Genomic DNA, 23,542 nt, shown 5'->3' with positions numbered 1-23,542 from the left:
GTACGGAGATCAGCCGGCCGGTGTCGGTGCGGTGAGCGGCAGGGCCGCCCAGATGACCTTGCCGCCCGTCGAGGTGTGCTCGACGTCGCAGACCCCGCCGGACTCCAGTGTGATCTCGCGGACCAGGAGCAGGCCCCGGCCGCCGGTCTGGCCGAAATCCGCCTCCAGCGCCTTGGGGCGGTACGGGTGGTTGTCCTCGACGGCCACCCGTACCCACTCCCGGCCGATGGCGACCTCGACGGCGACCTCCGGGGAGAGCAGGGCCGCGTGCCGGACCGAGTTCGTCACCAGTTCGGAGACGATCAGCAGCAGGGAGTACACCAGGTCCTGATGGGCCGGCACCCCCTGGCGCCCCAGCAGGTCGCGGACCGCCCGGCGGGCCTGCGGAACGGATTCTTCCACCGCGGGAGCGGTGAACCGCCACACTCCCTCATATGCAAGGGGGGCGGCGGCCGGAGCCTTCGGTCCGCCCCCCTCGGCTGGCGGGACACTCCCGCTGACGTCCATTTCCCGGCCCCCGTCTTCGCGCTCGATCGTCTCCACGCGACAAGAGTGGGGAACAGCCCGGGCCGGGCCGGACCGCTGACCACAAGTCAGCGTCTATCGGACGCTTTTTGACCACTGGCGTATGACAGAGTCAGTTGTTGGACCGATCCTGATCTTCTGGCAGGCGCTTCTCGGCCGCCTCGCGCGTCTCGGCCACCGCACCCTCCCCCTCCGCCGCCCCGCCCTGCGGGGTGTCTTCGCTGACCAAGCCCAGAATGCGGCGGGCTCCCAGGCCCACGCCCACCAGGCTCAGCCCGTCGAACAGCAGGGCGAGGGAGAAGAAGGTTCCGATCACGTACAGACTGTTGCCGGGCCAGTTGGAGAGGATCAGCACGCCCAGCAGGATGCCGAAGGCACCCTGGACGAGGGTCAGCCCGAAGTTCGCACCGCGCACGACCAGGCCGCCGACCAGCCGGAACACCCCGCCGGTGAGGAAGAGCAGCGCCGCGAACATGGTCAGCGCCTCGGCGCTCGCCTCGGGGCGCCGCAGGATCACGAAACCGGCCGCGATGTTGATGGCGGCGACGATGACCGCGAGCCAGAAGTAGTTGCTCTTGCGGGACTGCACCGCGTGCACCAGCCCGACCAGGCCGCCGACCAGCAGCAGCCAGCCGAAGAGGAACATCGAGGTCAGGGTGGCGGCGGCGGTGTAGATCAGCCCCACCAGCCCCGCGATCACCAGCAGGACGCCCAGCAGGGCCAGCACGCCGAAGCTCCGGCTGACCTGCTTCCTGTCCCTGCCCGCCTCGGTACGGTCTGCACGGTCTGCACGGTCTGCGCCCATGGACGTGCCACCTCCTCGCACCCCCCGGACGGACTCCCTTGATCATAGGGAGGACGGCCCGGGATAGCATCCGGCGCATGGACGCAGCCGCAACCGCAACGCTTCTGCACTCGGTGGCCGACGGGGTCGCCACGGTCGTGATCTCCCATCCCGCCAAGCGGAACGCCATGACCGCGAGCATGTGGCGCCGCCTGCCGGAGCTGCTGGAAGGCTTCGCGGCCGATCCCGCCGTACGGGTGCTGGTACTGACGGGCGCCGGCGAGACCTTCTGCGCGGGGGCGGACATCTCCGCCATCACCGGGGGCGAGGACCAGCAGGCCTTGGCCGTGGCCGCCGAGGAGGCCCTGGCGGCCTTCCCCAAACCCACGGTGGCGGCCATCCGCGGCTTCTGCGTGGGCGGCGGCAGCCAGTTGGCGGCGGCCTGTGACCTTCGCTTCGCGCAGGAGGGCGCCTCCTTCGGGGTCACGCCGGCGAGGCTGGGCATCGTGTACGCGGCTTCGTCCACCCGGCGGTTGACGGATCTGGTCGGGTCGGCCGTCGCCAAATACCTGCTGTTCTCGGCGGAGTTGATCGATGCCGAGCACGCCTTGCGGGCCGGATTCCTGAACGAGCTGCTGCCCGCGGGTCAACTGGACAAACGGGTGCGAGAGTTCACCAGGATCCTGACCACACGCTCACAGCTGACCCAGGCGGCCGCGAAGGAGTTCGCCGACGGCCGGAGCGACCGGGACGCCCACTGGGCGGCGCAGGCGGCCGCAAGCGGCGACACCGCCGAAGGTGTCGCCGCGTTCCTGGAGCGCCGCACCCCGGCGTTCACCTGGACCACCGGGCATACCGCTCCTACCGCAGGATGAAGCGGCTCTTGCCCCGCCATTCCTCAACCACGTCGGCCGGGGCCTTGTCCGGCGAGCCCGCATCGTAGGGCGGCTGGGGGTCGTACTCGGTCAGCAGCTGGACGGACTGGGCCAGCCGGTCCCCGCCGATCCGGCCCAGCAGGGCCAGGCCCATGTCGATGCCGGAGGACACCCCGGCGGCGGTCACGTACTTGCCGTCGAAGACGACCCGCTCGCCCGTGGGCTCGGCCCCGTACGCCGGGAGCTGGTCGAGGGCGAGCCAGTGCGAGGTGGCCCGCCGGCCACGGAGCAGCCCGGCGGCGGCCAGCAGCAGTGAGCCGGTGCACACCGACGTGGTCCAGGTGCTGGTGGCGTCGGCCGCCCGCAGCCAGTCGAGCAGGACCTCGTTCTCCATCTGGTCGCTCTGCCCGGGGCCGCCCGGGACCAGGATGATGTCGGGGTTCGGCACGTCGGCGAGCGCCTTGTCCGCCACCAGCGCGAGCACGCCGGAGTCGTTGCGCACGGGTCCGGGCCGCTCGGCCACGAACACGGTCTCGGCCCCCGGCAGCCGGCCGAGGGTGTCGAAGGGCCCGACGGCATCGAGGGCGGTGAAACGGTCGAAGAGCAGGATGGCGATCTGCATGGCTCCTCCGGAGCGGTAGACGGTTTCGGTGGTGGCTGTGCGCTGTACGGGCTGTGCGCCGGGCGGGGCTGTGCGCCGGGCGGGGCTGTGCGCTGCACCGGGGGTGTGCGTCAGGCGCGGCCGCCGAAGCGGCGGCGGTACTCCGCCGGGGACTGGCCCAGGGTCTTCACGAAGGCCCGGCGCAGTGCCTCCGGCGTCCCGTAACCGCAGGCGCGCGAGATCTGGGCCACCCCCTGCGCGCTGTCCTCCAGCAGCCGCCGCGCGTGCTCCACCCGTACCCGCTCGACGTACCGGCCGGGCGTCACCCCGGTCTCCGCCTGGAAGGCGCGGGCGAAGTGGCGCGGGGAGAGCCGGGCCCGGGCCGCGAGCGCCTCCACGGTGAGGTCCCCGCCCGGATGCTCCGTGATCCACTGCTGGACGTCCCGCAGCGGCTCCCGCCGGGCGGTCTGCGCCGCGAGCTGTGCGCTGAACTGGGCCTGGTTCCCCGGCCGCCGCAGGAAGACCACCAGGTGCCGGGCGATGGCCAGCGCGAGGTCCCGCCCGAAGTCCTCCTCGACCAGGGCCAGCGCGAGGTCGATCCCCGCCGTCACCCCGGCCGAGGTGCTCACCGGGCCGTCCCGTACGTAGATGGGGTCCGGCTCCACCTCGACGGCCGGGTAGTCCCGGGCCATCCGCTCGCAGGCGTTCCAGTGCGTCGTCGCCCGCCGCCCGTCCAGCAGCCCGGCCTCGGCCAGCAGCAGACCTCCCGTGCACACGGACACCAGCCGCTGCGCCCCACCCCCGTGGGCGCGCAGCCAGTCGGTGAGCCGCGGCTCGAAGTCGGCCGAGTACTGCCCCCCGGGCACCAGCAGCGTGGTCCCGGCTCCCGGCCGCTCGCCCTCCAGGTCCCCGTCCGGCACCAGCGTCAGCCCGCTGTTCGTACGGACCGGCGCACCGCCGAGGGAGACCGTCCGGATGTCGTAGCGCCCGGGCCCCGGGGCCCGGGCGACACCCGCGAAGACCTCCACCGGCCCGGTGACGTCCAGGCTCTGCACCCCGTCGTAGAGGACGACGAGCACGTTTCGAGGCGACATGACCTCATCCTGTGATGCGGAGCCGATGGCCGCAATGCCGGGTATCCCACCTATCCGGCCATGACCCGGCCATAACCCGGCCCTGACCCGGCCATGACCTCCCCGCACCGGGGAGGGGAGGCGCGCGGATAGGATCGACAGATCATGACTGCAACCCTCGTCGCCAAGAACCTCACCGCCGCGCACGGTGAGCGCACCCTCTTCGCCGATCTCGACCTCGTCGTCGCGCCCGGCGACGTCATCGGCCTCGTCGGCGTCAACGGCGCCGGGAAGTCCACCCTGCTGCGCCTGCTCGCCGGGCTGGACACCCCCGAGACCGGTGAGCTGCGGCTCTCCCCGCCCACCGCCGCCGTCGGCCACCTCCCGCAGGAGCCGGAGCGCCGGCCCGAAGAGTCGGTACGGGACTTCCTGGCCCGGCGTACGGGTGTGGCCGCCGCGCAGGCGGAGCTCGACGAGGCCACGCAGGGTCTGGTGGACGGGACCCCGGGTGCGGACGACGCGTACGCGGACGCCCTGGACCGGTGGCTGAACCTGGGCGGCGCCGACCTCGACGAGCGGGCCGAGGAAGTCGCCGCCGAGCTCGGCCTCACCGTGGGCCTGGACCTTCCGATGACGGCGCTCTCCGGCGGCCAGGCGGCGCGCGCGGGCCTCGCCTCGCTCCTCCTTTCCCGCTACGACGTGTTCCTGCTCGACGAGCCCACCAACGACCTCGACCTCGAAGGCCTGGAACGGCTGGAGAAGTTCGTCAAGGGCCTGCGCGCGGGCACGGTCGTCATCAGCCACGACCGCGAGTTCCTCACCCGCACGGTCACCAAGGTCCTCGAACTCGACCTGGCCCAGCAGCAGATCAACCTCTACGGCGGCGGCTACGACGCCTACCTGGAGGAGCGCGAGCGCGCCCGCGACCACGCCCGCGAGGAGTTCGAGGAGTACGCGGGCAAGAAGTCCGCCCTGGAGGGCCGGGCCCAGATGCAGCGCAACTGGATGGACAAGGGCGTGCGCAACGCCCGCCGCAAGGCGACCGACAACGACAAGATCGGCAAGAACCTGCGCGGCGAGTCGAGCGAGAAGCAGGCCGCCAAGGCCCGGCAGACGCAGCGCGCGATCGAGCGCCTGGACGTGGTCGACGAGCCGCGCAAGGAGTGGGACCTGCGCATGGAGATCGCGGCGGCCCCGCGCTCCGGCTCGGTCGTCGCCACGCTGCGCGAAGCGGCCGTCCGGCGGGGGGACTTCGGCTTCGGGCCGGCCAGTCTGCAGATCGACTGGGCGGATCGGGTCGCGATCACCGGGGCCAACGGCGCCGGCAAGTCCACACTGCTGGCCGTCCTGCTGGGCCGGCTGACCCCGGACTCCGGCGCCGCCACGCTCGGCTCCGGCGTACTGGTCGGCGAGGTCGACCAGGCGCGCGGGCTGTTCCTCGGCGACGAGCCGCTGCTGGAGGCCTTCTGCGCGGCCGTCCCGGACACCGAGCCGGCCGAAGTCCGCACGCTGCTGGCGAAGTTCGGCCTGAAGGCGGCCCACGTGCTGCGCCCGGCGGCCACCCTCTCCCCCGGCGAGCGCACCCGCGCCGCCCTGGCGCTGCTCCAGGGCCGCGGGGTGAACCTGCTGGTGCTGGACGAGCCCACCAACCACCTCGACCTCCCGGCGATCGAACAGCTGGAGTCCGCCCTGGACGCCTACGAGGGCACCCTCCTGCTGGTCACCCACGACCGCCGCATGCTCGACGCGGTCCACGTGACCCGCCGCCTGGAAGTCGCGGACGGCAAGGTCACGGAGATCTAGTGCTGTGACCGGAAAGGTTCACCGCGTCGCGGCGCCCGGCACGGCACTAGGCCGTCTCTTTCGGATCCTGCCGACGGGGCGGCCAGTTGGTGGCGCCGAGTGCGGGGCGGCCTTTCGGCCTCCCGAGGTGCCGACCGGCTCGTGCGCGACTAGCCTTGGTGACTGAGAGCCGCAACCACGGAGCACGCGCCCATGGCCGGAGTTCCGCGTCGGCAAGGCAGGCACCTCTGACGCGTTCCTCGCCTGGACCCATGTGGCGTCTGAGGCCCCTTGTGGCCGGAATCGTGCTTCCGCACCGACCGCGGCCCTGCATCCGATCCGCGCTGCGCACGCGTTGTGCGGCTGCGGTTCCCCCCTTCATGCCTCGATGAGGTACGAGGGGGTGGAGGAAAGGGAAATTCTCATGCATGCACAGCGAGCGAAGCGCCTCTTCGCGGTCTCCGCTGCCGGTCTCCTGATGGCCGGCGGGGCCGCGCTCGGCGCGGCGGGTACCGCCTCGGCGGCTGCCCCGACCCACCCCGTCAGCTACGTCACCGGCGGCGACTGCGGCGACGATGACGACGGCGGCCACGGCGGCCACGGCTGGTACAACAGCGGCTGGGACCACGATGACGACGACGACAACGGATACGGAGGACACGGGCACGGCCACGGCCACTGACTGGTCACTCTCGCAGCACGCCGTGCGCGGACCCGTCACCGGGCCGCGCATCGGGGTGCCGCGGCAGCTTCAGCGCTCGCCCGACCCGTCGGCCGGGGCGCGCCGGGTGCGGGCCATCTTCCGGGCCACGAAGGTGCGCGGGAGGTGGCGGACGGCCAGTGCGTACGCCTGGTAGCGGCGGCCGGTGACGCTGATCGGACGGCGGCGGGCGAGGTCCTTCAGGGCTTGGGCCACCACGGCCCGCGGCTCCAGCCACACCGCCTCGCGCAGGGCGCTGACGTCCATCCCGGCGCGCTCCTGGAACTCGGTGCGGGTGAACCCCGGTACCACCGCGAGCACGCGGACCCCGTACGGCTCCATGTCCACGCGCAGCGACTCGCTGAAGGCGGTGACCCAGGCCTTGGCGGCCCCGTAGGTCCCGGTCGGCAGGAGGCCCGCCACCGAGGAGACGTTGACGACCGCGCCCCGGCGGCGTTCGCGCAGGCCCGGCAGAGCCGCGTGGGTGAGCCGCAGCGGGACCTTCACCAGCAGGTCGAGCATCCGCTCCTCGTCCTCGACGGGGCTGTACGGGAAGGGCGCGGGGAGGCCGAAGCCCGCGTTGTTGACCAGGATGTCCACGGGGCGGGCGCGGTCGGCGAGCCGCTGCTCCACGGCCGCGCACCCGCCCGCGTCGAGCAGGTCGGCGGGCAGCACCTCGCAGCGGGCTCCGAACTCCCGTTCCAGTGACTCGGCGACGGTTTCCAGGCGGTGCTTGTCCCGGGCGACGAGGACGAGGGCGCAGCCCTTGGCCGCGAAGCCGCGGGCGAAGGCGGCGCCGAGTCCGGCACTGGCTCCGGTGATCAGTACGGTGGTCAAGGGCGTTTCACTTCCTGGCTGTTGAACGTGTCACGGGGCGAAGGCAGTGGCCGCCGGCGAGGCGTAGGCCCGGGCGACGTCGACGAGGAAACGGGCCTCGCTCTCCAGGTCACCACCCTCGGCCGAGGTCTGGATCGCGGCCGGCAGCTCCAACGCGTCGGCCTCGCCGCGCTGTTGCTCGACCCCGGCCAGCTTCGCCCCCCGCGCCTCCTTGAGTACGCAGGCCAGCGCGGCCGCGGCGCGCCGCTGGTCGGGCACCCCGTGCCCCGCGACATGGCTGCGGGCCCGCTCCGGGGCGCCCGGGGCGACGTACTCCCCCAGGATCAGGATCGCGTCGCGGGTCTCGATGACCTTGCGGTACACCAGCAGGTTGCGCGGTACCGGCGGCCACAGCAGCTCCAGCACCCGGCCGGCCCGCGGCTTGGTCAGGGCGACGTGCGGGACGGCGTGGACCAGGTCGCGCCACAGCGGCCAGAGCCGCCAGGCGGTCGCGATGTCGGCGCTGGTGCGGCGGAAGGCGAACAGCATCGGCACGAGGATGGCGGCGGCGCGCACCAGGCCGTGCAGGTTCATCAGCAGCGGCAGGGCGGGCATCGCCCAGGTGCTGGCGAAGAGCGCCTTGAGCAGGTACGCGAACCAGAACAGCCCGGCGAGCGCGGTACCGAGGCCGAACAGTCGCAGTCCGGCGGCGAGACCACGGCTCTCGGTGCGCCGGCTGTAGCGCCAGCAGACGTACACGCAGACGGTGTTGGCGAGCAGGTGCGCGGAGATCAGCACCAGCCAGTACGCCAGGGACGGCACCGCGTCGCCGACGGGCGGGATGGTGTGCGTGCCGTGCGCGGGCGCGGCGGCGTCGAGCACGAGCAGTGCGGTCAGCCAGACCACCGTGCCGGTGCCGGAAGCGAGTTGGAGCCGGCGGCCGCGGGTGGCGGCGGCCACGAAGTAGAGCACGGCGCCCGCCGACAGCACGCCGATGAGGTTGCGGATCAGGCCGATGGTGTGGGCGTAGCCGGGGTCGCGGCCCATCGCGTACGTGACGACGGCGGGCAGGTTCAGGGTCATCGCGGCGGCGGCCGTGGCGACCGCGAGCCACAGGCCGCGCTGGTGCGGGGAGCGCAGCGCGCCCGGGGCGCGCAGCAGTACCGCGATCCACAGGCAGACGACGCTGGGGACGGCGAGCCAGTCGCCGAAGGCGGTGAGATCAGCTGCCATGGTGGCCGGGCCCCCGTCGCTCGTAGCCCATGGCCGACTCCAGCCGGGCGAGGGTGTCACGGCCCCCGCCCTGGGACGCGGGCCGGCCTGCGCTCGCCGTGCGGATGCGGATCATGCTGGCGAGCATCTCCGCCTCCTGCTCCTGGCGGGTGGTGTAGTTGGTGCGCCCCAGCACGGTGGGGGCCCGTCCGTCGGTCTCCTCGCCGTCCAGCGAGTGGTGCCCGAACAGGATGTGGCCGATTTCGTGGAGCACGATGTGCTCCCGGTGCAAGGGAGTGGTCTGGGCCTCGTAGAAGACGTAGTCCACGCTCGCGGTGCCCACCCACAGCCCGCACACCCCGGACTCGGCCGCCTCCTTGGGCAGAGGGTGGAGTCTGATGGGGCGGCCGCGCTGCTCCGCGACCCGGTCGCACAGGGCGTCGAGGGAGAAGGGGTGCGTCAGGTCCAGACGGCCGAGAATCGACTCGCACCGTTTGCGCAGGCTGAGTTGCGGATGGCGCATGTGATCCCTCTTCTGATCCCTCTTCGGACCCTTTCTCGGGCAACGTCGGTACGCGTGCGTGGGCAGGGGCATGGCGTCCTTCGGCAAAACGCGGAAGCCCGTCCGCCGGAAGACGAACGGGCGTTCCACCATCCCTACAGATCTTGTACGGGCGTTGGCAAGGCATGTCCCCAGGTGGGGTGCCTATTCGGCCATCCCGCAACTGCCACTAGCGCTTGCGGCGCTCCTCGGGGCCGGTGAGGCCGGCGCGGCGCAGGGCGTCGGCCATGGCGCTGTTGGCCGGGGCCGGAGCGCTGCCGCCGCTGCCGCCGCTGCCGCCCTGGCGCTGGCCTCCTTGGCCCTGGCGCTGGCCGCCCTGGCCCTGACCGCGCCGGGCCTGGCCCTGGCCCTGGACCTGGCCCTGGCTCTGGCCGCCGTCGCGGGCGCCGCGCTGCTGGGGCGGGCGACCGCCGCCGCGCCGCTCCTGGCGCTCCTGGCGTTCCTCGCGCGCCTTCGGCTCGCCTGCGGACCGCTCGCGGTCCGCCTCGTCCTCCAGCCGCAGGGTCAGCGAGATCCGCTTGCGCGGGATGTCCACGTCCATGACCTTCACGCGGACGATGTCGCCCGGCTTGACCACGTCCCGCGGGTCCTTGACGAAGGTCTTCGACAGCGCCGACACGTGCGCCAGCCCGTCCTGGTGGACGCCGATGTCGATGAAGGCGCCGAAGGCGGCCACGTTGGTGACCACACCCTCCAGGATCATCCCGGGGGCCAGGTCGCCGATCTTCTCGACGCCCTCCTTGAAGGTCGCCGTCTTGAAGGCGGGCCGCGGGTCCCGGCCGGGCTTCTCCAGCTCGCGCAGGATGTCCGTCACCGTCGGCAGGCCGAAGGCCTCGGTGACGAACTGCTCCGGCCGCAGCGAGCGCAGTACGCCGCCGTTGCCGATCAGGGCCGCCACCTCGCTGCCCGCCGTCTTGCCCATGGCCCGCACCACGGGGTACGCCTCGGGGTGCACGCTGGAGGAGTCCAGCGGGTCGTCCCCGCCGCGGATCCGCAGGAAGCCCGCGCACTGCTCGTACGCCTTCGGGCCGAGGCGGGCCACGTCCTTGAGCCCCTTGCGGTTGCGGAAGGGGCCGTTGGCGTCGCGGTGCGACACGATGTTCTCGGCGAGACCGCCGCTGATCCCCGAGACCCGCGAGAGCAGCGGCGCGGAGGCGGTGTTGACGTCCACGCCGACGCCGTTCACACAGTCCTCGACCACCGCGTCGAGCGAGCGCGAGAGCTTCACCTCGGCCAGGTCGTGCTGGTACTGGCCCACTCCGATCGACTTCGGGTCGATCTTGACCAGTTCGGCGAGGGGATCCTGGAGCCTGCGGGCGATGGAGACGGCGCCGCGCAGCGACACGTCCATGCCGGGCAGTTCCTGCGAAGCGAAGGCCGAGGCCGAGTACACCGAGGCTCCGGCCTCCGAGACCATCACCTTGGTCAGCTTCAGCTCGGGGTGGCGGGCGATGAGGTCTGCGGCGAGCTTGTCGGTCTCACGGGAGGCCGTGCCGTTGCCGATGGCGACCAGCTCGACCGCGTGCTCCTCGGCGAGACGGGCCAGCTTGGCGAGGGACTCGTCCCACCTGTTGGCGGGAACGTGCGGGTAGATCACGTCCGTGGCGACGACCTTGCCGGTGGCGTCCACGACCGCGACCTTCACACCCGTACGGAAACCCGGGTCCAGGCCGAGCGTCGCGCGGGTCCCGGCGGGTGCGGCGAGCAGCAGGTCGCGCAGGTTGGCCGCGAAGACCCGTACGGCCTCGTCCTCGGCGGCGGCGCGCAACCGCATCCGCAGGTCGATGCCGAGGTGCACCTGGAGCTTCGTGCGCCAGGCCCAGCGAACGGTGTCGGCGAGCCACTTGTCGCCGGGGCGGCCGCGATCACCGATGCCGAAGCGGCGGGCGACCATGCCCTCGTACGTGGAGGGCCCGGGCGTGTCGCTCGCCTCCTCCGGCACCAGGGTGAGGTCGAGCACGTCCTCCTTCTCGCCGCGCAGCATGGCCAGCACGCGGTGCGAGGGCAGTGCGGTGAACGGCTCGGCGAAGTCGAAGTAGTCGGCGAACTTGGCGCCCGCCTCTTCCTTGCCCTCGCGGACCTTCGCGGCGAGCCGGCCTCGGCCCCACATGCGCTCGCGCAGTTCGCCGATCAGGTCGGCGTCCTCGCCGAACTTCTCGGTGAGGATGGCGCGGGCGCCCTCCAGTGCGGCCGCCGGGTCGGCGACGCCCTTGTCCGCGTCCACGAACGCGGACGCCGCGACGGCCGGTTCCACCGACGGGTCGGCCAGCAGGCCTTCGGCGAGCGGCTCCAGGCCGGCCTCGCGGGCGATCTGCGCCTTGGTGCGGCGCTTGGGCTTGAAGGGGAGGTAGATGTCCTCCAGCCGGGCCTTGGTGTCGGCCGCGTTGATCCGGGCCTCCAGCTCGGCGTCGAGCTTGCCCTGCTCCCGTACGGAGTCCAGGATCGCCGCCCGCCGGTCCGCGAGTTCGCGCAGATACCGCAGCCGCTCCTCGAGGGTGCGCAGCTGCGCGTCGTCGAGCATCTCGGTCGCTTCCTTGCGGTAGCGCGCGATGAACGGCACGGTCGAGCCGCCGTCGAGCAGCTCGACGGCGGCCTTGACCTGCCGCTCCCGTACGCCGAGCTCCTCGGCGATCCTGCCTTCGATGGACATCGTCACGATCGGGTCCCGCCTGCCTTCGTTTGCACTGGAAGGCTGCCAATTGTGGCAGGTGGCGGTGACGGACGCGGGGAGCCCCGGTTCGGGACCTGTTCGGGGACCTGCTCGGGAACCTGCTCGGGGACCTGCTCCGGGTGCCGCTCAGACCTTGCCGAAGAGGTCACCGGGGAAGGCCCCGGCGCCGACCGCCTGCATGACGAAACCGCCGCCGAGTTCGGCGAGCCGGGCCAGACCCTCCGCGCCGAGGTGCTCGTACGGGGCCGCGTCCAGGCGGTCGGTGTCCACCTCCAGGGCCTCGCGCAGGGCCTGGCCCTGCGCGGTGAGATCGCCGTCCGCGTCCAGGATCCCGCGGGCGGCGAGCCGCTCGGCCGCGGCGTCCAGGTCGGACTGCTCCCAGCCACGGATGATCTTGAGCCACTTCGGGGTCATGCCGCGGCCGGTGGCCGTGTGGCTGACCAGGGCCTCCACCGGGTCGAGGTCCGCGAGGAGCAGGGCTGCGAGGTGGCCGTCGCCGCGGTGCTCGCGCAGCAGGGTGGTGGCGTGCCACAGCCGCAGGTGCGGCTCCTCGGGTACGGGGAGGTCGGCGTGGGCCGCGTAGAGGGTGCGGGCGTGCCGGGTGCAGGCCTCGGTGGCCCGTATCGCGAGGTCGGCGGCCTCGGCGAGCTCGGCGGACTCGATGGTCTGCGGACCGAGCAGCCGGCGCAGGGTGGAGTCGACGGCCCGCAGCCGGGCGTCGAGTGCCTGCTCGGGCGTGGCGGTCTCCCACACGGCCGGCAGGTGCCGGGCGACGAGGTCGTGGCGGTAGTTGTAGAACGTCGCGGTCACCGCGCCGGCGCCGACCGCGCCCATGGCGGCGGCGCGGCTGGCGAGGTTGACGGCCACGCGGTCGGTGATGCCGAGGCCGGCGTACTCCTTGCCGAGGTCGGGCGAGAAGTAGATGGTGGCGTGCAGCGGGTTGATCGCGGCGTGCCAACAGCGACGGGCAGCGCGCTCGGGAATCGTCATGCGCCGCACGATACCGACTGTTCGGTACGCGGGGTAGGTCCGGTGCCCGGCATCCGGCACCCAGGCCGTCCGGCCCGGTTCTTTCCGGCCTTTCTTCCACGGCTCACCGGTCCGGGCGCGGCGGGCCCGGCGCCCCGACGCGGCGCCTCGGGGCCGTCTTCCCCGCCCCCGGGGCACTCCTCGGCCCCGGCCACGCGCTCCCTGTGACGGCCGAATGGCGATCGTGTGACAGCAGGGGCCATGGACATGACGTGGGGCACCGGGCGTGAATACGGTCGAACGACGAGACCTTGAACCGCTCTGTCTCCCCTACCATTTGGAGCTCCAGGTGTACCGCAAAGCCATCGCCCCGAGCGTTCTCGCCGCCTCCCTTCTGCTGGCGATCCCGGCGTCGGCGGCGAGTTCCGCTCCGGGCGCCCCGGGTATCGGCGACCCCTACTACCCGGCCAGCGGAAACGGGGGATACGACATCTCCCACTACGACCTGCGCCTGCAGTACCAGCCGAAGACGGACCTGCTGGAGGGCACCGCCACCCTCCTCGCCACCGCCCAGCAGGACCTGTCCCGCTTCAACCTGGACTTCGGCCTCGCGGTGAGCGAGATCCGGGTCAACGGCGCCAAGGCGAAGTTCGCCAAGACCGGCACCCAGGAGCTCGAGGTCACCCCCGCCGCCGCGCTCCAGCGCGGCAAGCAGGCGAGCATCGTCGTCAAGTACGCCGGAAAGCCCTCGGAGTTCAAGGTCGACGGCTGGAGTGCCTGGCAGCGCACGCCGGACGGCGGGATCGCGGCGCAGGAGCCCGACTCGGCGATCTGGTGGTTCCCGAGCAACGACCACCCGCGCGACAAGGCCACCTTCGACGTCTCCGTCAACGTCCCGGACGGCACCCAGGCGATCAGCAACGGCGTGCTCCAGTCGCAGAGCTCCAGGCTCGGCTGGACCCGCTACAACTGGCGCTCGAACAAGCCGCAGGCCACGTACCTGGCCACCCTGGCCATCGGCAAGTTCGACATCACCACCGACAAGACGGCGAGCGGGCTGCCGATCCTCAACGCGTACAGCACGGACCTCGGCGACAACGCCGGCGCGGCGCGTGCGAGCGTGGAGCGCACCGGCGAGATCGCGGAGTGGCTGGAGGGCGTCTTCGGCCCGTACCCCTTCAACGCGCTGGGCGGCTACGTCCCGAACGTGCCCAGCGGCTTCGCGCTGGAGACCCAGACCCGGCCGTTCTACAGCCCCCGCCAGTTCGCGAACGGCGCCAACGCCTCGGTGGTCGTGCACGAGTTGGCCCACCAGTGGTACGGGGACAGCGTGTCCGTGGAGAACTGGAAGGACATCTGGATCAACGAGGGGTTCGCCCGCTACAGCCAGTGGCTGTGGTCGGAGAAGGAGGGCGAGGGCACCGCTCAGGAGCTCGCCGACTGGACCTACGCCTCCCGCCCGACCGAGGACCCGTTCTGGCAGGTCAAGCCCGGTGACCCGGGTCCGGAGAACCAGTTCCACGGGGCGGTCTACGACCGCGGGGCCATCGCCCTGCAGGCGCTGCGGAACGAGATCGGCGACGAGAAGTTCTTCGCGATCCTCAAGGGCTGGCCGACCGAGCACGCGTACGGCAACGCCGGTGTCGGGACCTTCGTCCGGTATGCCGAGAAGGTTTCGGGCAAGCCGCTCGCCCAGCTGTTCGAGAGCTGGCTGTACACCCCGGGCAAGCCGGCCTTCGCCCCGCCGGCCGCCAAGGCTTCCGCGGCCCGCTCCCTCCAGGCGGCCCCGGCCAAGCCGCAGGCGGAGCCGAAGTCCTGGAAGAAGATCGCCGAGACGAACACGATCCACGAGCACTGAGCACGGCTCGTACGCACCGCCCGCGCGCCGGCACCCCTCAGTGGGCGCCGGCGCGTCGGCGCGCCCGGGCCTCCCGCGCGATCGGCAGGTACCGCAGCCGCTCCGGCAGCAGCGGTACGAGGACCCGTGCGGCCGTGCTGAAGCGGCGGAGCCTGCGCTCCTGGGCCGGGGTCCACTCCAGGCCGATGGCGGCGCGGGCCTCGGGCGGCATGTAGCCGACGGTGACGAAGGCCCGGAAGCGCAGGTACAGCACGCGCAGCAGCGGCCAGGTGAGCCTGAGCAGCAGCCGCACGGCCGCCGGACCGCCCGCGGGGCACGGCACCGGCACATCGGTGGCGACCAGCTCGCGGGCGACCTTGGTGGGCTCGATCTCCTCGGCCAGCATCCGGTGGTAGTAGGGCCAGAACTCCTCGATGCTCTGCGGCATGTCCCGGTCGTGGAGGCCGAGGATCCGGCCCACCTGGAGCCACTCCCGGTACAGCTGCCGCTCCTGGGCGGGGGTGATGCGGCGGAACAGGTAGCGCCCGGCGTACAGGGAGACCGGGAAGCCGGTGGCGTGCACCCACGCGTAGCAGGCGGGGTCGAGGGAGTGGTAGCGCCGCCCGCGGGTGTCGGTGCCCTGGATCTCCTTGTGCAGCCGGCGCACCCGGCGCCCCTCGGCGGCGGCGTGCTCCCCGCCGTAGACCCACAGCTGGACCGAGCGCAGCGAGCGCTCGCCGCGGCCCCAGGGGTCGGTGCGGAAGACCGAGTACTGGTCGACCCCGGCGCCGACCGCGGGGTGGGCGACCTGCAGCGTGAAGGCGGCGGGCAGCGTCAGGAGGGACCGGACGTCCCCGGCGGTGCTCCAGAGCACTCCGCCGGGCGGGGGCGGCAGCGGGTCGGTCCGCCCGCCGGCCGCCTTCCGTGCCGCGGTTCCCGGCCCGTCCGTCGTGCTCATCCGTACTCCCCCAGGTCTCACTGGTCTCCGTCTTCCCAGTATGACCGGGCGCCCCACAAGCCCCCGCCCCCGTGTTGACCCGGGCCGGACAGAAAGTCTTGTCACGGGTGTTACCCCGAAGTAACCGTGGCTGCTTGGATGACGGCGTCGATCTTCCCCCACAGGAATGACGGAGACCTCCATGCTGCACACCTCGCACCATCGCACCCGGGCCGCCGCAACGGCCGTCGCGGCGATCGCCGCCGGGGCACTGGCCGTCACCACCGCGCCCGCCGCCACGGCCGCGGAGGGCGTCGCGGCCCCGCGGCTCAGCGTCCTGTCGTACAACACGTTCCTGATGAGCAAGAACCTCTACCCGAACTGGGGCCAGGACCACCGGGCCGCGGAGATCCCGAAGGCGTCCTTCTACCAGGGCCACGACGTGGTCGTGCTCCAGGAGGCCTTCGACAACGCGGCCTCGGACGCGCTGAAGGCCAACTCGGCCGCGCAGTACCCGTACCAGACCCCGGTCGTGGGCCGGAGCAAGAGCGGCTGGGACGCCACGGGCGGCGCGTACTCCTCCACCACCCCGGAGGACGGCGGCGTCATGATCCTGAGCAAGTGGCCGATCATCCGCAAGGAGCAGGTCGTCTACAAGGACGCCTGCGGCGCCGACTGGTGGTCCAACAAGGGCTTCGCCTACGTCGTGCTGAACGTCAACGGCGCGAAGGTGCACGTGCTCGGCACGCACGCCCAGTCCACCGACCCGGGCTGCGGCGCGGGCGAGGCGGCGGACATGCGCGCCCGCCAGTTCAGGGCGATCGACGCCTTCCTGGACGGCAAGAACATCCCGGCGAACGAGCAGGTCATCGTGGCGGGCGACATGAACGTGGACTCCCGCACGCCCGAGCACGCGTCGATGCTCGCCAACGCCGACCTGGCGGGCTCCGACACGCGCACGGGCCACCCGTACTCCTTCGACACCGCGCTGAACTCGATCGCGAACTACCGCTACCCGACGGACCCCCGCGAGGACCTCGACTACGTCCTCTACCGCAAGGGCAACGCCCGCCCGGCGGGCTGGGAGAACAACGTGGTCAAGGAGGCGTCGGCCCCCTGGACGGTCTCCAGCTGGGGCACCTCCTACACCTACACCAACCTCTCGGACCACTACCCCGTCGTGGGGTACGTGGCCCCGTAACCAACCGAACCGGAAAGTCAGCCGGTCGTTGGCCCTTTGGAGGGACTTGCGTCCTCGGGGGCCCACACCGGCACCACGCGCACCTGCTTCTGCACGCAGATCTCCACGCGCCTGATCAGCGACGCCAGGACCGTCGGGCCGCGCCGAGGCTGCGCTACTCGAACATGCTGACCGGCCAGACGTCGCAACCGTCCACGCTCGACCTCATCCAGCAGACCACCACCACCATCAATGCCGGCTGGGCCAGCCAGTGGTATGGGGTCTCCTGAACGACATCGCCCCCTCTCACCTTCGGGCGGGAGGGGCGATGTCGTGCGTCCCGGCCCGTGACTAGGCTGGCCGCATGACGATTCGCGCTGTGGTCTTCGATGTCGGTGAGTGCCTCGTGGATGAAACCCGGGAGTACGGCACGTGGGCTGACTGGCTCGGGGTACCCCGCCACACGTTCGCCGCGATGTTCGGCGCGGTCGTGTCCCAGGGCCGCGACTACCGCGAGGTCTTCGAGCCGTTCAAGCCCGGCTTCGACTTGGCGGCGGAGCGGGAAGCGCGTGCTGCCGCAGGGAAGCCGGAATGGTTCGGCGAGGACGACCTCTACCCGGACGTCCGGCCCGCGCTCGCGCAACTCCGCGCCGATGGGCTCTGGCTCGCCATCGCCGGGAACCAGACCGTGCGCGCCGGGGGGCTGCTGCGCGAGCTGTTCACCAAGGACGTGGACCTGATCGGCACCTCGGACGACTGGGGCGCCTCGAAGCCGGACCCCGAGTTCTTCGAGCGCGTCGCCGGAGTTGTCCCGGCCGAGCCGTCAGAGATTCTCTACGTCGGCGACCGCGTCGACAACGACCTGCGCCCCGGGGCCGCCGCAGGCATGCACACCGCGCTCGTCCGCCGGGGCCCGTGGGCCACGATCCAATGGGACACCGCCGAGGCACGCGAGCTGCCGACCTTCCGCATCGAGAGCCTCGCCGAACTGTCCCCCCGGATCGCCGAGTTCAACACGCGAGAGCGCTGACCACCGCGCCCCAGCCGTAGAGCCGGTCATCGAGGTCGCGGACGTACTGCTCGTGCTCCCACGGGCCGAGCGCGCGCCGCACCTCGCGGACCCGCTCCAGCCCGGTGGCGTACCAGTGCGTCTCCAACAGCTCCAGCGCGCGGAGGGCGTATTGGGCCGCGTCCGCCGCGCGTCCGGCGGCGGCTTCCACCGCGCCGAGGTCGCCGAGGATGACCGTGCGCTGTTTGTCGGCATCCCCAGGGAGTTCTTCGAGCACGTGGAGCAGCGTCTCGCGGGCCTGCGGGAGGTGCCCGGCGACCAGTTGCGTGTAGCCCTTGAAGGCTGCCAGTCGGATCGGGCTGAACCAGTCCATCCACTCGGGTGTAGGGCTAGCGATGTCCTCGACGACGGTCTCCCCGTGGGCAATCAGGTTGAGGGCCGCACGCGTGTCCCCGCAGCGTGTGGCGCACTCGGCCTCGACCGCGTCGAGCCAGGCTACGAAGTGGCCGCTCGCCTGTCCTCGTCGCGCGTAGGTCCGGGCCGCGACCATGCGCTCTGTCGCGGCGGGGCGCTGCCCAACCCACCCGGGGATGAACGCCATGTGAGCGAGGATCGCGGCGCCGAGAAGGGCGTCGTCGGCCTCTCCGGCGGCCTGGAGCGCGCGCACCCAGGTGTCTCCGGCCCGGTCGGGTTCACGAAGGTCGAAGAACTCGATCCTGCCCGCCAAGAGCCAGCTCTCCCCGAGGGCGGCGGCGAGGGTCTGTCGGGCGCGGCCGGTGGTCGCGTCGAGGAGCTGGCCGCCGAGGGTGGCGTGTGCGGCGACGGCGGGGTGCAGTATCGCGGGGGCGACAGTCCAGTACAGCCGGCGGTGGGCGCGGGTGACGGCGAGGAAGTCGGCCCCGGCGGTGACGGGCTGCGGCGCGCTGGGGCTCCGGAGCGGGCCACGGTTCGCGGGGGCGATGAGGCTCTTGGTGGCCTGGGGCCCGGTGCCGGGCGGCACGTTGAAGCCGAGTTCGTCGAGGGGGCGGCCGAGGAGTGTGACGAGGGCTTGCCGTACGTCCGGATTCGGGAGGGGCGGGTTCTCGCCTTCGTAGCGGCGGGCCTGCCGCAGGCCGATGTGGAGCCCTTGGGACGCGAGAGCGTCCACAAGTTCCTGCTGAGTCCGGTAGCCAGCGGCTTGGCGGGCTGCCCTGAACCGGGCGTTGCCGGTGGGTCGGGTCATTCCAACTCCCGTGATGGATAGGTGTCCTAACCCACTGTCTCAGGACGTCCTCTTGACTTCCATGGTTCACCAGAACAAGACCAGAAAGCCCTGTGCGAGGACTCCGAAAGGCCGCTTGAAAGTCCTCGCAACAGGACTTCAGTGGGTCCATGGTGTCTCTCACCACCCGCTGAAGACGGTAGGGAGCATGCCGTGACCAAAGCCCCCGAGGACCTCATTGCGAGGGCCCTCGTGCCGTACGGAGACCGCCCCGACGCCCCCGAGGCCGCCCGCCTCGTCGAAGACCTCCTCACCGCCGGCCTCCAGGCCGGTTTCCGGCGGCATGCCGTGCCGGAGGGCGAGCAGCCCCCCGCGCTCAAGGCCGCCGTGCGTGAGTGGTGCGACCTGGTGCGGACCGGTCCGGGGGCCGGCGGCGACTGGAGCCACGCCCGCGCGCTCGCCCGCGTCTTGCGACAGCTCGTCGATGCCCTCCCGGAGCAGCAGTCGGCCGGGTCGCCGTGACCAGCCATGATTGCGCCCGTGGCGTGGTCGGCATCGACACCCCGGACGGATACCCCGCAGCGTGGGGCACCCGGGTTTTGGGCGAGCCCAGCGCGGAACTGCTCGGCCGAGCCCGCGTCGGCTGGGAGCACTTCACCGGCTCCCGCGAGGAGCCGACCGATGCCTGAGGTCTACGAGCACGTCCCGCACCCGCTGCTCCGCACACAGGTCCGCGACATCGCGTCCGGCGCCCAGGGCGAGCTGATGGCCGTCGTCCACGAGAACGTGTCGGGCGACACCGTCTACGAGCGGTGGGTCGATCTCGCGTACATCCGGACCGAGTCCGGCCGGGAGATCACCACCCATGTCGACAACATCGAGTCAACGTCGTGAGCGAGTGGCAGCGCCAGGGCCTGTACGTCCTGAGTGTCCTGATCGTGCTCGGCGCGATCGTCGTCGGCACGATCCACCCCTAAGGCTCCCGGTCGTCTGCGCGCTCGGCGTGCGCACAGACGACCGGGCCTTCCGCCCCGAACCCTGGCGACACCCTTCACGGGGTCCGGTTCGGGTCATGCACCATCCGACCGCACACCCAGGAGAAGACATGGCCTGCTCCAACAAGCCCGCTGGCCCGCCGCCGCCCTGCTCCACCGACGGCCCGTACACCGGCAGCACCCCGACCCTCACCGCACCCATGAACGCTCGCGCGCTCCTCAGTGACGCCCAGTTCTCCGGTGTCCTGGCCACCGTCCTCGACAACAACCCCGGCATGGACATCTCCATGGCGTCCCGGATCGTAGTCGAGGCGCTCAAGTTCGTGGCCGCCGCGGCCAAGTTCCCCACGGTCCGCATCGCGCCGACCCGCGAGGTCGACGAGGGGTGGCATGCCCTCATCCTCCATACGAACCTGTACGAGTCGCTGACCGCACGTCTGGGGCGGATGGTCCACCACTTCCCCGAGCGGCCGGATCCGTCCCGCCACGACCCGGACGTGCTGACCCGGACCGTGGCGCTGATCGAGCAGGCCGGATACACGCCCGACGCCGAGCTGTGGGTCGGCCCGGAGCGGCCGCTCGTCTCGGTGGCGGCGAACTGTAGCCACACCCCGGTCCCCGGCGGCTGCGGCCCGATCAACCCCGGCGGCTGCGCCACCCACGGCGGTGGCGGCGAAGGGGAGTAGGTTCGGCGCACGCGAGGAAAGGGTGAGGACATGACTGCGAACGACGCCTTCGAGCTCCACAGCGCGATGCGGCGGCACGGAATCCCCGGGGTCGTCACTCCGGTGAGCCCCGGAAATCCTGACGGCGTGTGGCTCGTGGTCGACGCCGAGGGCCGTGACGTCACAGCGCATGTCCGTGCCCGAGTCGCGATGGCGCGTGGGGCACAGCCCGAGCGGGGCTTCGTCATCGCGCACTGACCGCACCTCAGTCCCGGCCGGGCCCCCTTCCGGCCGGGGCTACTCCCTGACCGTCCGCCGCTGGTCGAGTCTCACTAGAGGCTGACTTGACCAGCCTTTTTAGCCGGGGGACCACTACCCGCTGACGGCCGCTAGGGACCGCCGGACCCGACCCGCTCCGGCGGTCGCTCCGGGTCACGGGGCTTCGCGGACGCCCTCTCGGGGCTCGTCGTAGAGCCCGTCGATCAGCGCCCCGTACTTCTCGCGGATCACCCGGCGGCGGATCTTGAGCGAGGGCGTGAGTTCCCCGCTCTCCGGACCCCACTCCTCGGTGAGCAGCCGGTACCTCTTGATCTGCTCGGTGCGGTTCAGCCGGGCGTTGGCCGCCTCGACCGCGCGGGCGATCTCCTCCCTGACGGCCGGGTGCCCGGCCAGCGCCGTGAGCGAGGCGGCCTCGATGCCGCGGGCCGCCGCCCAGGCCGGGGCCAGTTCGGGGTCCAGGACGAGCAGGGCGACCAGGTAGGAGCGGCCGTCGCCGTGGACCAGCGCCTGGCCGATCAGCGGGTGCTCCTTGACGGTGTTCTCCACCAGCGCCGGCGAGACGTTCTTGCCGTTCGAGGTGATGATCAGTTCCTTCTTGCGGTCGGTCAGCCAGAGGAACCCGTCCTCGTCCAGCCGGCCGACGTCCCCGGTCGGGAACCAGCCCTCCGCGTCGGCCGCGCTCTCCACCGTCCCGTCGGGCAGCAGGTAGCCGCCGAAGACCGTGGCGCCGCGGGTCAGGATCTCCCCGTCCTCGGCGAGCCGCAGCTCCAGCCCCTCGATCGGGCGGCCCACCGAGCCCAGGCGGAAGCCGTCCGGGCGGTTGACCGTGCACACGCCCGAGGTCTCGGTGAGCCCCCAGGCATCCATGATCGTGATCCCCCAGCCGGCCCAGAAGCGCACCACGTCGATCGGCATCGGCGCGGTGGCGCTGGCCGTCCACTGCAGCCGGTCCAGCCCGGCCAGCCCCAGCAACGGATCCAGCACGCGCTCCTTGGCCTGGAGGTACGAGGCTTCGAGCCCTTGCGGGACCTCCTCGCCGCGCTCAAGGTGGCCCGCGCGGGTGCGCGCCAGGTCGTTGGCGGCTTCGATGGCCTCCCGCTGCTCCGCCGGGAGCTGCGCGAGGACCGCCCGTACCGAGGCGGCGAGCTTCTCCCACACCCGGGGCACGCCGAAGAACTGCACCGGGTGCAGCTCGCGCACCGCCACGGACACCGCGGCCGGGTCGGCGCACAGCCGCACGTGCGCGGCTCGCAGCAGCGGCAGGTAGATGCCGAGGATCCGCTCGGCGATGTGCGCGAAGGGCAGGTAGCAGATGTGCTCGGCGTGCTCGGGCAGCTCCACGTCGCGGTCGAGGCGGACGGACTGGAGCATGATGTTGCGGTGGGTCAGCCGGACGCCCTTCGGGTCGCCGGTGGTGCCCGAGGTGTAGACGACGGTCAGCGGGTCCTCGGGGCGGGTCTCCTGCCAGGCCTTCTCGAAGGCGTCGGGCCTGTGCAGCCGGGCGCCGCTCGCGTGCAGGGACCCGTAGGTGCGGTGCGGGCCGGCGTCCGCGGCCTCGGCGACGACCAGCCGCTCCAGCGGGACCCCGGCGTCGGCCAGCAGCGGCTCCCACCGGGCCAGTTCGCGGGCGCCCTCGACGACGGCGACCCTGGCCCGGGAGTGACGGGCGATGTGCGCGATCTGCTCGGGCGCGGAGGTTGCGTACACGGTGACGGGGACGGCGCCCAGGTGGACGAGGGCCAGGTCGGTCAGCCAGTGCTCGGGGCGGTTGCCCATCATCAGCAGGACGTGCTCGCCGCGCCCGATGCCGAGGGCGGTGTATCCGGAGGCAAGGACGGCGACCTTGCGGCGCACCTCGGCCCAGGTCAGGGTCGACCAGCCGGGGCCCTCGCGCCACGAGAGGGCGGGGAGATCGCCGTGCTCGGCGGCGTTTCGGGCGAGCAGGGCGGGGAGGGTGAGGTCTTCGGGTCGTCCGGGCAGTCGCAGGTTCGTGGTCATGGGCAGCTCCTGGCCGTTTCACATCGTTGGTGCGACAGCAATACTGTTGAACCCAAGCTGTGGAGCAGAGAGCGAGGCGCAGACGATGACCGACCAGGCACCCGAGCCGATGCTCACCGTCGATGAGCTGGCGGCCAGGGCGGGTGTGACCGTCCGCACCGTACGGTTCTACAGCACCCGCGGGCTTTTGCCCCCTCCCGTGATCGGACCCCGCCGGGTGGGGCACTACGGGCCGGAGCACCTGTCCCGGCTGGCGCTGATCGAGGAGTTGCAGCACCAGGGGATGACCCTGTCGGCTTGTCAGCGCTACCTCGACGCCCTGCCGGACGATCTGAGTGCGCACGATCTGGCGATCCACCGGGCGCTGGTGGCCACTTGGGCTCCGGACGCGGCGCTGGAGTCCTCGCGCGAGGACCTGGAGAAGCGGGCCGGGCGGCCGCTGACGGACACCGATCTGCGGCGGCTGACCGCGATGAACGTGCTCTCCGCGTCGAGCGACGGCTTCCGCGTGGACGTGGGGCTGCTGCGGCTGGGGGTCGCGCTGCTCGACGTACCGATCGCGCACGAGACGATCCTGGCCGCGCGCGAGGTGCTGCTGGAGCACGCCCGGACGGCGGCGCACGAGCTGACCGCGCTGTTCCGGGACGAGGTGTGGGGGCCGTTCACGCAGGGCGAGAGCGATCCGGAGCGGGTGGAGTCGATGAAGACGCTGTCGGCGCACATGCAACCGATGGTCGTGCAGGCCCTGGTGACGGCCTTTCAGCGATCGCTGAAAGAGGAGTTGCGGGTGGCGTTCGCATCGGGGGAGAACGGGCCCTAGGCCGTGTTTTAGAACTCGCTGTCGGACCTCGCCTCAGGCGGTGATGATCAC

Annotated in this window: 24 protein-coding genes; 12 read left to right on the top strand and 12 right to left on the bottom strand. The window is 72.0% G+C overall.

What is annotated here, in order from left to right; all coding sequences use genetic code 11:
- Positions 1–9 precede the first annotated feature (9 nt).
- A complete protein-coding gene (locus ACFWBF_RS28760) occupies positions 10–507 on the bottom strand; it encodes an ATP-binding protein (RefSeq protein ID WP_385607030.1) in 498 nt (165 codons plus the stop codon).
- A gap of 130 nt (positions 508–637) precedes the next feature.
- Entirely contained in the window at positions 638–1,330 is a 693-nt protein-coding gene (locus ACFWBF_RS28755) for an HdeD family acid-resistance protein (protein ID WP_385607004.1), read from the bottom strand.
- A gap of 77 nt (positions 1,331–1,407) precedes the next feature.
- Here ACFWBF_RS28755 and ACFWBF_RS28750 point away from each other — a divergent pair, with 77 nt between their 5' ends.
- A complete protein-coding gene (locus ACFWBF_RS28750) occupies positions 1,408–2,184 on the top strand; it encodes an enoyl-CoA hydratase/isomerase family protein (RefSeq protein ID WP_385607002.1) in 777 nt (258 codons plus the stop codon).
- Here ACFWBF_RS28750 and ACFWBF_RS28745 read toward each other — a convergent pair.
- Both ACFWBF_RS28745 and ACFWBF_RS28740 read right to left on the bottom strand, forming a co-directional pair.
- Positions 2,171–2,806 carry a DJ-1/PfpI family protein gene (locus ACFWBF_RS28745; RefSeq protein WP_385607000.1) on the bottom strand — a complete coding sequence of 212 codons (636 nt, stop codon included), beginning with the start codon at positions 2,804–2,806 and terminating at the stop codon, positions 2,171–2,173. The two genes, ACFWBF_RS28750 and ACFWBF_RS28745, sit on opposite strands and share 14 nt — an antisense overlap.
- A gap of 110 nt (positions 2,807–2,916) precedes the next feature.
- The gene (locus ACFWBF_RS28740; protein ID WP_385606998.1) at positions 2,917–3,879 is read right to left on the bottom strand and encodes a GlxA family transcriptional regulator; all 963 of its coding nucleotides are present in this window, start codon (positions 3,877–3,879) and stop codon (positions 2,917–2,919) included.
- 144 nt (positions 3,880–4,023) lie between these two features.
- Here ACFWBF_RS28740 and ACFWBF_RS28735 point away from each other — a divergent pair, with 144 nt between their 5' ends.
- Both ACFWBF_RS28735 and ACFWBF_RS28730 read left to right on the top strand, forming a co-directional pair.
- Entirely contained in the window at positions 4,024–5,661 is a 1,638-nt protein-coding gene (locus ACFWBF_RS28735) for an ABC-F family ATP-binding cassette domain-containing protein (RefSeq protein ID WP_385606996.1), read from the top strand.
- Between the two features lie 403 nt (positions 5,662–6,064).
- A complete protein-coding gene (locus tag ACFWBF_RS28730) occupies positions 6,065–6,322 on the top strand; it encodes a hypothetical protein (RefSeq protein ID WP_385606994.1) in 258 nt (85 codons plus the stop codon).
- Positions 6,323–6,391: 69 nt separating this feature from the next.
- On the opposite strand, the gene ACFWBF_RS28725 is transcribed toward ACFWBF_RS28730, so the two are convergent.
- From ACFWBF_RS28725 to ACFWBF_RS28705, 5 genes are all read right to left on the bottom strand, one after another.
- Positions 6,392–7,177 (bottom strand): SDR family NAD(P)-dependent oxidoreductase, encoded by a 786-nt coding sequence (locus ACFWBF_RS28725; RefSeq protein WP_385606992.1) that lies wholly within the window; start codon positions 7,175–7,177, stop codon positions 6,392–6,394.
- A gap of 30 nt (positions 7,178–7,207) precedes the next feature.
- Positions 7,208–8,389, bottom strand: a complete 1,182-nt coding sequence (locus ACFWBF_RS28720; protein WP_385606990.1) for an MAB_1171c family putative transporter — start codon at positions 8,387–8,389, stop codon at positions 7,208–7,210.
- A complete protein-coding gene (locus ACFWBF_RS28715) occupies positions 8,379–8,891 on the bottom strand; it encodes a hypothetical protein (RefSeq protein WP_385606988.1) in 513 nt (170 codons plus the stop codon). Before ACFWBF_RS28715 ends, ACFWBF_RS28720 begins: the two co-directional genes overlap by 11 nt.
- 208 nt (positions 8,892–9,099) lie before the next feature.
- On the bottom strand, positions 9,100–11,586 hold the full coding sequence (locus ACFWBF_RS28710; RefSeq protein WP_385606986.1) for a Tex family protein: 2,487 nt from the start codon (positions 11,584–11,586) through the stop codon (positions 9,100–9,102).
- Positions 11,587–11,727: 141 nt separating this feature from the next.
- Positions 11,728–12,591 (bottom strand): hypothetical protein, encoded by an 864-nt coding sequence (locus ACFWBF_RS28705; RefSeq protein WP_385606984.1) that lies wholly within the window; start codon positions 12,589–12,591, stop codon positions 11,728–11,730.
- A gap of 328 nt (positions 12,592–12,919) precedes the next feature.
- Here ACFWBF_RS28705 and ACFWBF_RS28700 point away from each other — a divergent pair, with 328 nt between their 5' ends.
- Positions 12,920–14,428, top strand: coding sequence for a M1 family metallopeptidase (locus tag ACFWBF_RS28700; protein WP_385606982.1), 1,509 nt, complete (start codon positions 12,920–12,922; stop codon positions 14,426–14,428).
- 37 nt (positions 14,429–14,465) lie between these two features.
- Here the strand turns inward: ACFWBF_RS28700 and ACFWBF_RS28695 are convergent, their stop codons facing one another.
- Positions 14,466–15,365, bottom strand: a complete 900-nt coding sequence (locus tag ACFWBF_RS28695; RefSeq protein ID WP_385606980.1) for an oxygenase MpaB family protein — start codon at positions 15,363–15,365, stop codon at positions 14,466–14,468.
- 181 nt (positions 15,366–15,546) lie between these two features.
- Between ACFWBF_RS28695 and sph the strand changes: the two genes are divergently transcribed.
- Both sph and ACFWBF_RS28685 read left to right on the top strand, forming a co-directional pair.
- Positions 15,547–16,545, top strand: coding sequence for a sphingomyelin phosphodiesterase (gene sph, locus ACFWBF_RS28690; protein WP_385607028.1), 999 nt, complete (start codon positions 15,547–15,549; stop codon positions 16,543–16,545).
- Between the two features lie 343 nt (positions 16,546–16,888).
- Positions 16,889–17,554, top strand: coding sequence for an HAD family hydrolase (locus ACFWBF_RS28685; protein ID WP_385606978.1), 666 nt, complete (start codon positions 16,889–16,891; stop codon positions 17,552–17,554).
- On the opposite strand, the gene ACFWBF_RS28680 is transcribed toward ACFWBF_RS28685, so the two are convergent.
- The gene (locus tag ACFWBF_RS28680) at positions 17,535–18,755 is read right to left on the bottom strand and encodes a transcriptional regulator (protein ID WP_385606977.1); all 1,221 of its coding nucleotides are present in this window, start codon (positions 18,753–18,755) and stop codon (positions 17,535–17,537) included. The genes ACFWBF_RS28685 and ACFWBF_RS28680 overlap by 20 nt on opposite strands.
- Positions 18,756–18,947: 192 nt before the next feature.
- Here ACFWBF_RS28680 and ACFWBF_RS28675 point away from each other — a divergent pair, with 192 nt between their 5' ends.
- The 5 genes from ACFWBF_RS28675 to ACFWBF_RS28655 all read left to right on the top strand — a co-directional run bounded on the left by ACFWBF_RS28675 (position 18,948) and on the right by ACFWBF_RS28655 (position 20,652).
- The gene (locus ACFWBF_RS28675) at positions 18,948–19,256 is read left to right on the top strand and encodes a hypothetical protein (protein WP_385606975.1); all 309 of its coding nucleotides are present in this window, start codon (positions 18,948–18,950) and stop codon (positions 19,254–19,256) included.
- On the top strand, positions 19,253–19,423 hold the full coding sequence (locus tag ACFWBF_RS28670; protein WP_385606974.1) for a hypothetical protein: 171 nt from the start codon (positions 19,253–19,255) through the stop codon (positions 19,421–19,423). The genes ACFWBF_RS28675 and ACFWBF_RS28670 overlap by 4 nt, the downstream gene beginning before the upstream one ends.
- Positions 19,416–19,628, top strand: a complete 213-nt coding sequence (locus tag ACFWBF_RS28665) for a hypothetical protein (protein WP_385606973.1) — start codon at positions 19,416–19,418, stop codon at positions 19,626–19,628. Before ACFWBF_RS28670 ends, ACFWBF_RS28665 begins: the two co-directional genes overlap by 8 nt.
- A 211-nt stretch (positions 19,629–19,839) precedes the next feature.
- Positions 19,840–20,415 (top strand): glycine-rich domain-containing protein, encoded by a 576-nt coding sequence (locus ACFWBF_RS28660; RefSeq protein WP_385606972.1) that lies wholly within the window; start codon positions 19,840–19,842, stop codon positions 20,413–20,415.
- Positions 20,416–20,445: 30 nt separating this feature from the next.
- A complete protein-coding gene (locus ACFWBF_RS28655) occupies positions 20,446–20,652 on the top strand; it encodes a hypothetical protein (RefSeq protein WP_385606970.1) in 207 nt (68 codons plus the stop codon).
- 174 nt (positions 20,653–20,826) lie between these two features.
- Here ACFWBF_RS28655 and ACFWBF_RS28650 read toward each other — a convergent pair whose 3' ends face one another.
- The gene (locus tag ACFWBF_RS28650; RefSeq protein ID WP_385606969.1) at positions 20,827–22,671 is read right to left on the bottom strand and encodes an AMP-dependent synthetase/ligase; all 1,845 of its coding nucleotides are present in this window, start codon (positions 22,669–22,671) and stop codon (positions 20,827–20,829) included.
- An 85-nt stretch (positions 22,672–22,756) separates the two neighbouring features.
- On the opposite strand from ACFWBF_RS28650, the gene ACFWBF_RS28645 reads away from it, so the two are divergent.
- Positions 22,757–23,491, top strand: a complete 735-nt coding sequence (locus tag ACFWBF_RS28645) for a MerR family transcriptional regulator (RefSeq protein WP_385606967.1) — start codon at positions 22,757–22,759, stop codon at positions 23,489–23,491.
- Positions 23,492–23,542 lie beyond the last annotated feature (51 nt).

The organism is Streptomyces sp. NPDC060028 (assembly GCF_042736725.1).
GTDB lineage: Bacteria > Actinomycetota > Actinomycetes > Streptomycetales > Streptomycetaceae > Streptomyces.
This window is presented reverse-complemented; position numbering and strand designations above follow the sequence as displayed.

Bases quoted from the DNA above. Each gene is read 5' to 3' on its own strand.
- ACFWBF_RS28750 (WP_385607002.1), top strand. From the start codon at position 1,408: ATGGACGCAGCCGCAACCGCAACGCTTCTGCACTCGGTGGCCGACGGG.
- ACFWBF_RS28705 (WP_385606984.1), bottom strand. From the start codon at position 12,591: ATGACGATTCCCGAGCGCGCTGCCCGTCGCTGTTGGCACGCCGCGATC.
- ACFWBF_RS28650 (WP_385606969.1), bottom strand. From the start codon at position 22,671: ATGACCACGAACCTGCGACTGCCCGGACGACCCGAAGACCTCACCCTC.
- ACFWBF_RS28755 (WP_385607004.1), bottom strand. From the start codon at position 1,330: ATGGGCGCAGACCGTGCAGACCGTGCAGACCGTACCGAGGCGGGCAGG.
- ACFWBF_RS28645 (WP_385606967.1), top strand. From the start codon at position 22,757: ATGACCGACCAGGCACCCGAGCCGATGCTCACCGTCGATGAGCTGGCG.
- ACFWBF_RS28695 (WP_385606980.1), bottom strand. From the start codon at position 15,365: ATGAGCACGACGGACGGGCCGGGAACCGCGGCACGGAAGGCGGCCGGC.
- ACFWBF_RS28740 (WP_385606998.1), bottom strand. From the start codon at position 3,879: ATGTCGCCTCGAAACGTGCTCGTCGTCCTCTACGACGGGGTGCAGAGC.
- ACFWBF_RS28665 (WP_385606973.1), top strand. From the start codon at position 19,416: ATGCCTGAGGTCTACGAGCACGTCCCGCACCCGCTGCTCCGCACACAG.
- ACFWBF_RS28715 (WP_385606988.1), bottom strand. From the start codon at position 8,891: ATGCGCCATCCGCAACTCAGCCTGCGCAAACGGTGCGAGTCGATTCTC.
- ACFWBF_RS28730 (WP_385606994.1), top strand. From the start codon at position 6,065: ATGCATGCACAGCGAGCGAAGCGCCTCTTCGCGGTCTCCGCTGCCGGT.
- ACFWBF_RS28680 (WP_385606977.1), bottom strand. From the start codon at position 18,755: ATGACCCGACCCACCGGCAACGCCCGGTTCAGGGCAGCCCGCCAAGCC.
- ACFWBF_RS28735 (WP_385606996.1), top strand. From the start codon at position 4,024: ATGACTGCAACCCTCGTCGCCAAGAACCTCACCGCCGCGCACGGTGAG.
- ACFWBF_RS28655 (WP_385606970.1), top strand. From the start codon at position 20,446: ATGACTGCGAACGACGCCTTCGAGCTCCACAGCGCGATGCGGCGGCAC.
- ACFWBF_RS28760 (WP_385607030.1), bottom strand. From the start codon at position 507: ATGGACGTCAGCGGGAGTGTCCCGCCAGCCGAGGGGGGCGGACCGAAG.
- ACFWBF_RS28685 (WP_385606978.1), top strand. From the start codon at position 16,889: ATGACGATTCGCGCTGTGGTCTTCGATGTCGGTGAGTGCCTCGTGGAT.
- ACFWBF_RS28745 (WP_385607000.1), bottom strand. From the start codon at position 2,806: ATGCAGATCGCCATCCTGCTCTTCGACCGTTTCACCGCCCTCGATGCC.
- ACFWBF_RS28720 (WP_385606990.1), bottom strand. From the start codon at position 8,389: ATGGCAGCTGATCTCACCGCCTTCGGCGACTGGCTCGCCGTCCCCAGC.
- sph (WP_385607028.1), top strand. From the start codon at position 15,547: ATGCTGCACACCTCGCACCATCGCACCCGGGCCGCCGCAACGGCCGTC.
- ACFWBF_RS28660 (WP_385606972.1), top strand. From the start codon at position 19,840: ATGGCCTGCTCCAACAAGCCCGCTGGCCCGCCGCCGCCCTGCTCCACC.